7 protein-coding genes are annotated in these 8026 nt (G+C 47.4%); 5 read left to right on the top strand and 2 right to left on the bottom strand.

The window, feature by feature from the left end:
• The 3 genes from ASC50_RS03875 to pyrH form a co-directional block, all read left to right on the top strand.
• Positions 1-447 (top strand): hemerythrin domain-containing protein (locus tag ASC50_RS03875; protein WP_162491134.1); only part of this gene is annotated, 447 nt, incomplete at its 5' end.
• Positions 444-1019 carry a response regulator transcription factor gene (locus tag ASC50_RS03870; protein WP_055430821.1) on the top strand — a complete coding sequence of 192 codons (576 nt, stop codon included), beginning with the start codon at positions 444-446 and terminating at the stop codon, positions 1017-1019. The genes ASC50_RS03875 and ASC50_RS03870, both read left to right, overlap by 4 nt.
• A gap of 46 nt (positions 1020-1065) precedes the next feature.
• On the top strand, positions 1066-1776 hold the full coding sequence (gene pyrH, locus ASC50_RS03865) for a UMP kinase (RefSeq protein WP_055430834.1): 711 nt from the start codon (positions 1066-1068) through the stop codon (positions 1774-1776).
• 136 nt (positions 1777-1912) lie between these two features.
• Here the strand turns inward: pyrH and ASC50_RS03860 are convergent, their stop codons facing one another.
• Positions 1913-2134 (bottom strand): hypothetical protein, encoded by a 222-nt coding sequence (locus ASC50_RS03860; protein ID WP_055430822.1) that lies wholly within the window; start codon positions 2132-2134, stop codon positions 1913-1915.
• Positions 2135-2527: 393 nt separating this feature from the next.
• Here ASC50_RS03860 and ASC50_RS03855 point away from each other — a divergent pair, with 393 nt between their 5' ends.
• The gene (locus ASC50_RS03855; protein WP_055430823.1) at positions 2528-4123 is read left to right on the top strand and encodes a glycine--tRNA ligase; all 1596 of its coding nucleotides are present in this window, start codon (positions 2528-2530) and stop codon (positions 4121-4123) included.
• A gap of 3 nt (positions 4124-4126) precedes the next feature.
• On the opposite strand, the gene rpsA is transcribed toward ASC50_RS03855, so the two are convergent.
• Positions 4127-5962, bottom strand: a complete 1836-nt coding sequence (rpsA, locus tag ASC50_RS03850) for a 30S ribosomal protein S1 (RefSeq protein WP_055430824.1) — start codon at positions 5960-5962, stop codon at positions 4127-4129.
• A 122-nt stretch (positions 5963-6084) separates the two neighbouring features.
• Here rpsA and ASC50_RS03845 point away from each other — a divergent pair.
• On the top strand, positions 6085-8026 hold a 1942-nt coding region (locus tag ASC50_RS03845), incomplete at its 3' end, for a DUF5686 family protein (RefSeq protein ID WP_056928731.1).

Below are 8026 nucleotides of genomic sequence, written 5' to 3'. Positions count from 1 at the left end.
AAACCACCTTGGTCGCACGACTATTTTCTCAATTATCGCCTGCCGGAGATACGCCAAAAATTGGTGCGCGTCCTGAATCCGGGGCAAGATGAGTTGAATAAAGCAGTGTTGGGCTATTTCGACAAGTTTGAGGCAGCGGTGCGCAAACACATGAATTATGAGAGCAAAAAGGTGTTTCCCTACATTCAGGCGCTGCTGAGCCACGAAAAAACGGAAAAATGCCCGCTCATTTTTTGTAAGCAGCACGAACAAATCGAAAGTCGGCTGACGGAGTTTAAAAACATCCTTATCAAGTATTATCCCGCCCAAAGCACCAATGAAATGAGTAGCGTGTTGTTCGATATTTTCAGTTGCGAACGCGATTTGGAGTCGCACAATGCGGTGGAAGACCAACTCTATCTGCCTGCTATTCAAGAATTGGAACGCAAAAACGGACAACCGAAATGAGCCGCCCCATCAAAATTACAATCGTTGAGCCATCGCTCATTCTTCGGAGTGGTGTCATTGCCGTGTTGCAAAGTCTGAAAGGGCAGTCGGTGGAAGTGTTCGACGTGCGCGACCTTGACCAACTGAAAACTTCACCGAGTTGGCAAAGACCCGATTTGCTGATTGTCAATCCCATTTTTTCGTTGCCACAAATCAAAAAAGAAGTTGGTAATCCGGACGTGAAATGCCTTGCTTTGCTCAATAGCCTGCTCGACCGGACGTTGCTCAAAGCATTTGATGAGGTGATTTCGATTTACGACACGTCCGAGCAAATCCAGGAAAAATTGACGAAACTGCTTAGCAAACCACTCGAAGAGAAGCATCAGGAATCGCTCTCACAACGCGAAAAAGAAATCATCGCCTGCGTGATTAAAGGCATGACTAACAAGCAGATAGCAGACGAATTGCACCTCTCGTCGCACACCGTCATCAGCCATCGCAAAAACATAGCCGGCAAACTGCAAATTCACAGCACAGCCGGCTTAACAATTTACGCGATTGTCAATAAATTGGTGGATTTGCCGGCTGAATAAAAAAAACCGAAAATTTGATTACCTTTGCAGCACTATTTTTATTTTGATTATGAAATACAAGCGTATCTTATTGAAACTCAGCGGAGAGTCGCTGATGGGAGCGAAGCAATACGGCATCGATGAAAATCGGCTGGCAGATTATGCCAAGCAAATCAAGGAAATCGCGGCTACCGGCATTCAGGTGGCTATCGTGATTGGTGGCGGCAATATTTTTCGCGGGTTGAGCGGTGCCGCCAAGGGGTTCGACCGCGTGAAAGGCGACCAGATGGGGATGTTGGCAACGGTTATCAACAGCCTTGCTTTGAGTTCGGCTTTGGAAAATGAAAACGTTGCAGTTCAAGTGTTTACTGCAACCAATATGGCACCCATCGGGCGATTGTATGCCAAGCCGGAAGCGGTGGAGGCTCTAAATCAGGGCAAGGTAGCCATCGTTTCGGGCGGCACGGGCAATCCGTTTTTTACGACCGACACCGCGTCGGTACTGCGTGCGGTGGAGTTGGAGGCAGATGTGATGCTGAAAGGCACGCGCGTGGACGGCATTTACACGGCAGACCCCGAAAAAGACAAGTCGGCAACAAAATTTGACACCATCACTTACGCTGAAATTTACAAGCGCGGACTGAAAATTATGGATTTAACAGCAACAACACTGGCGCAGGACAATCATTTGCCGATTATAGTGTTCGATATGGACACGGCAGGGAATTTGAAAAAAGTGCTGGCGGATGAAAAAATCGGCACTTTGGTGCATAATTAGGTCAGGTAATTTCAGGGCAACCACATAGACATTATTGCAATTCAACGGCAATGCCCACATCTTCAAAAGCTTTTGCTTGTTTTTTGTCGTAAGTGATAGCAAAAGCGAACCAACGCGGATGTATCCAGATACATTTTCACAACCTGTCCTCCCGTAATTCTTCCAACACTTCAAGAGCCGGTCGTGAAACCTTATAGAGCGGCAAATCTGAAAAACGACGGCGAGAACGCTTGGGCGCGATAGAAATTATAACATCTTGCCCCAAAAATTGCACAGGAATATCTATTATGCCGGCCAAAACATCAGCGCGAACAGTTTGTTCAATCACTGCACCTCGTTCCATTACTGCTGTTCTCATAACTTTTCACTAAAATTAATTGTTTATTTCGCCACAAAGTTACGCCTTTTTATCTTTATAAGCAAATGTACTTCACGCCAAAAATAAAATTCCCCCGCGGGTGCACGACAAATTTCCCTTTTTTACTCAGAGTCAATTCGCATTAAAAAATTACGGAGACCAACTACCCCGGATGGGGTAGCAGGCGGGAGCAACATTGTAGAATATCGCTAAATTTTGTTGCTCTGAAAACATAGAAAGGGCAACCGCACCAAAATTCAGCAATATCTGCAATTTTGCCTCCGTCTGCTACCCCATACGGGGTAGTTGGGCACCGTAAATTTGATGCGGTTGCCCTAATAACTCATAACTCATAACTTTTTCCTAACTTTGCACCCAAAATTTAGAATAATTATGGCACAGCAGGAAGAAGTTTTCAAAAAATTGGTTTCCCATTGCAAGGAATATGGGTTTGTTTTTCCGTCTTCGGAGATTTATGACGGGCTGGGAGCCGTGTATGACTATGGTCAGAACGGCGTGGAGTTGAAAAATAACATCAAACGGTATTGGTGGGACAGTATGACGCTCCTCAACGACAATGTGGTGGGCATCGACTCCGCCATTTTTATGCACCCGACCATTTGGAAGGCTTCGGGGCATGTGGATGCGTTCAACGACCCGTTGATTGACAATAAAGACTCGAAAAAACGCTATCGCGCCGATGTGTTGATTGAAGAACAGTTGGCGAAATACGACGACAAAATCGACAAGGAGGTCGAAAAAGCCGCGAAAAAGTTCGGCGATGCGTTTGATGAAGCGAAATTTCGCGAAACGAATCCGCGCGTGCTCGAAAATGAGGCGAAAAAGACGGAACTGCACACCCGTTTTGCCAAAGCGTTGAACGACAACAACCTCGACGAACTGCGCCAAATCATTGTGGATTACGAGATTGTGTGCCCCATTTCCGGCACGCGCAACTGGACGGAGGTGCGGCAGTTCAACCTGATGTTCGCCACCGAAATGGGTTCGACAGCCGATGGCGCACTGAAAATCTACCTGCGTCCGGAGACCGCACAGGGCATATTTGTGAATTTCCTCAACGTCCAAAAAAGCGGGCGGATGAAAATCCCGTTCGGCATCGCCCAAATCGGAAAAGCCTTCCGCAACGAGATTGTGGCGCGCCAATTCATCTTCCGAATGCGCGAATTTGAGCAGATGGAGATGCAATTTTTCGTGCGACCGGGCGAAGAACTCGAATGGTTTGAAAAATGGAAGCAAACGCGCATCCAATGGCACAAGGCTCTGGGCTTGGGCGACAAAAAATACCGCTTTCACGACCACGACAAACTCGCGCACTATGCCAACGCCGCCACCGACATCGAGTTTGAGATGCCGTTCGGCTTCAAGGAGGTGGAAGGCATCCACTCGCGCACCGATTTTGACCTTGGCAGCCACGAGAAATATTCCGGCAAAAAGATGCAGTATTTCGACCCCGAACTCAACAAATCATACACGCCATACGTGATTGAAACGTCGATTGGCGTGGACAGAATGTTCCTGAGCGTGCTGGCTGCCTCCTACCACGAGGAGGCATTGGAAGGCGGCGACACCCGCGTGGTGCTGCAACTGCCGCCCGCGCTGGCTCCCGTCAAACTGGGTATTTTGCCGTTAGTGAAAAAGGACGGCTTGCCCGAAAAGGCGTTAGAGATAATGAACAACCTGAAATTTGAATTTCAATGCCAATACGACGAAAAAGACTCGATTGGCAAGCGTTATCGCCGTCAGGACGCGATTGGGACGCCCTTTTGCATCACCATCGACCACGACACGCTCGTGGACAATCAGGTTACGATTCGCCACCGCGACACGATGCAGCAGGAGCGCGTGCCAATTGCCGATGTGGAGGCGATTATTCGCGAAAAAGTGAGTTTGAAAGCGTTGCTAAAGAAAAATCCCTCCCTAAACAACCGTTGCAGGTGTTTTAGGGAGGGATTACTAATGCAGAAGTGAATTTTATTTGCCTTCCTCTTCCTCCATCTTGGCTTTTAAGCCTGCCAAGCCGGAGATGTCGCCGAGTGTGGTTTTTTCCATTGGGGCTTGAGCCAGCAATTCTTCTTCTTCTTTGCCTCTCTTTGAGGGACGCTTTTTAGCGGTCTTCTTTCCTGTCGTCTGTGCATCACTTTCGCCTTCCGTTGCGGCGGCTTGACCGGCACGCTGGATGTCTTCAAAGATGCGGCTGTGCGAGAGAATGATGCGCTTGGCATCTTTGTTGAACTCAATCACTTTGAAATTCAACTTTTCCTCTATCCTGCACGGCTTTCCGTCTTCCTTCACCAAATGCTTTGGCGTTGCAAAACCTTCAACACCGTAGGGCAACATAATCACGGCACCTTTGTCCATCAAATCGACAATCGTACCCTCGTGGATGGAGCCAACGAGGAAGATGGTTTCAAACACATCCCAAGGATTTTCTTCCAACTGCTTGTGACCCAGGCTCAAACGCCGGTTTTCCGTGTCAATTTCCAACACTTGCACCGCAATTTCTGCGCCCACGCTGGTAAATTCTGCCGGATGTCTCACTTTCTTTGTCCAACTCAGGTCGGAGATGTGAATTAAGCCCTCTACACCCTCTTCAATTTCCACGAATACGCCAAAATTGGTGAAGTTGCGCACTTTGGCTTTATGTTGACTGCCAACCGGGAATTTATCGAGAATGCCTTCCCATGGGTCTGCTTTCAACTGCTTGATACCCAACGACATCTTGCGCTCTTCGCGGTCTAATGTCAAAATAGCGGCGTCGACTTCATCACCCACTTTCAGAAAGTCCTGTGCACTGCGCAAATGCTGTGTCCAGCTCATTTCCGACACATGAATCAAGCCCTCAACACCCGGAGCAATCTCAACGAAAGCACCATAGTCAGCCATCACAACGACTCTGCCCTTCACTACATCGCCCACTTTCATCGCTTCGGACAAAGAATCCCAAGGATGAGGCGTCAACTGCTTCAAACCGAGTGCGATACGTTTTTTCTCGTTGTCGAAATCCAAAATAACCACGTTGATTTTCGAGTCCAACTCAACAATTCCTTCGGGATGTGTTACGCGACCCCAACTCAAGTCGGTGATGTGAATCAGACCGTCCACACCGCCCAAGTCGATAAATACGCCGTAGCTGGTGATGTTTTTAACCACACCTTCCAAAATCTGACCTTTTTCAAGTCCGGCAATAATCACCTGTTTTTGTGCCTCTAACTCTGCTTCAATGAGTGCTTTATGTGAAACAACCACGTTTTTAAACTCGTGATTGATTTTAACCACTCTAAATTCCATCGTTTTGTCAACGAACACATCATAGTCGCGAATGGGCTTCACATCAATTTGCGAACCCGGCAAAAATGCCTCGAGACCGAACACATCAACAATCATACCGCCCTTTGTGCGGCATTTGACATACCCTTTCACGATTTCCTGATTTTCAAGTGCCTCGTTCACACGGTTCCAAGAGCGGGCTGCACGTGCCTGTCGATGCGAAAGGATAAGTTGCCCTTTTTTGTCTTCCTGACTTTCGATGTACACTTCCACCTCATCGCCCACCTTCAAGTCGGGGTTGTAGCGAAATTCATTCAAAGACACCACACCATCGGATTTGTAGCCGATGTTCACGACCACTTCCCGTTTGTTCATCGCAGTAACTCTGCCCACCACCACCTCGCGGTCGTTGACATTGCTCAGAGACTGCTCGTAAGTTTCCGCCAGCTGCTCTTTGCTGACGTCGCGATTTGTTTCGCCTTTTTCATACGATTCCCAATCAAAATCTGCACTGGGAATACTTAACTGCTGTTCACTCATTACGTTGTACTGTTTTTTTTTAAATTGTTAGACATTATATTATACAAAATCGGGCGCAAAGGTAAGAAAAAATTATGTATTCTCCTAAAAAATCGCTATATTTGTATTCTTTTTGAGTGAATATGACAGTCAGTAAACGAATTTTAGTCCTCTTCTTCTGCGTTTCGGGTGCCTTACAGGTGCCTGTATCGCCTGTTTATGCTCAAAATTTGGTTTCAAAAGCTGATTCTATCATTTTCAATACGATTGATTTGCGAGACAATTATAAAAATTTGATTCGAAATTACCAATCGGAGGTGTATATCAAGGGCAGCACGCTGATAAAAAAGCAAAATGCGCTGTACAAATATGCGCCAAATATGCTGTATTTAGACCACAGCGGAAATAATCAATTGGTGGAGTGCTTGATTGATATTGATTACCGGTCGCCCAACATTTTTTCGCACGAACTGAAGGCGATTCGCGGCGGGCGAACGGCTGCAAATGACATTCAAAACCGCATTTTGCTTTTTTTGAACGTCAATATCTACAATTCGAGTATCATCAACGACCAAATGCTCATCCCTGAAACCAAGCAACTGTTTAAGTATTACGATTTTAAATACATTCAAGAGACTTCCATGGGCGATGCCCTCATCCACCAAATAGAACTCATCCCGAAGGCGCAGAGTCAGCGGTTGATGACGGGCTATTTCTACATTGTGGATGGCTCGTGGAATATCTACCGCACCGATATTCGGGGGCGATGGGAATTTTATAACTTTCGCGTGCAGACGACCTACGGCATTGACACGACTGATTTTTTGCTGCCTTTGCAGGCAGAGATTTCGCTTGATTTTAAGATGCCGGGCAACCATACGGAGAGCCGTTATGCGGCATATTACAAGTATGAATCGGTGGAATATGGCGATGTCGGCGTTGCGGGTAGAGTCGGCAAAGACGGGTACAACCTCACCACGCGGGCAGATACCGTTGCGGCGACTGTGCCATACATCACAGATTCGTTGTTTTGGGCAAAAAAACGCCCCTTGCCACTCTCTGCCGATGAGCAATTGTTGTTGGAGAAGCCGGATTCGTTCAGCACCAAAGCGGTACCCGCATTTTGGAAATATGCCGTCAATCTTGTTGTGCCACAGAGTTTTAGCAGCGAAGAAACGGAAGTGGCGTACTCCGGTTTTCTCAATCCGCTCAAAGTGAGCTATTCACACAGTACCGGGTTCATTTATTGGCAAAACTTTCGCCTGTTGTGGCACCTCCCCAAAGACCAGGAACTGCTTTTTGAGCCGAGCGTGGGCTATATGTTTCGTGAGGAGAAATTCTATTTTACAACGCCCCTGCAATGGCTGTTTCTGCCGAAGCGGATGGGACGGTTTTCTGTCACGTTTGGCAACAGTGAGCAGTCCTACAACTCCACTTTTCTCGAACAGTTGGAGCAAAAGACCGACATGCCGGTCAATCTCGACAGTCTGAATTTGGAATACTATCAGCACTATTACAGTTCAATAGGTGCGCGGTGCGAACTCGCCAACGGGCTGTTGCTCAGTGCCGGAATAAACTACGACCTGTACACACCGACGAAAAAAAACATCCGAATAGGTGCCACAGAAAACATTGTGATTAACAATTATTACAGTTTTGCCCCTGAAATCCGCCTGCAATGGACTCCGGGGCAGTATTATCGCATGAACGGCACCGGCAAGGAATATCTGAACTCCCGATACCCGACCGTGCAGTTGGAATATGCGCAAAGTATTGAGGGCGTGCTCAATGGCGACAACCACTACCGGCGTTTGGAGGGGGCGGTGCAACAAAAACTGCCGATGGGTTTGCGGAGTTATTTGCATTATTACATAGGTGCCGGACTTTTTTCGGATATGGAGAAAACGTATTTTGCTGACTTTCAACTGTTTCAGCGGCAAAACATCCCGCAGTCGTGGAACGACCCCATTGGCGGCACTTTTCATGAACTGAGAAGCGAGTGGTATCGCGCCGCCAATTCCTACGCGCAAGCCCATTTCATGTACGAAACGCCGTTGCTGTTTTTGTATCTGTTCAAATTTTCCC

This window comes from Candidatus Symbiothrix dinenymphae (genome assembly GCF_001431085.1).
This window is presented reverse-complemented; position numbering and strand designations above follow the sequence as displayed.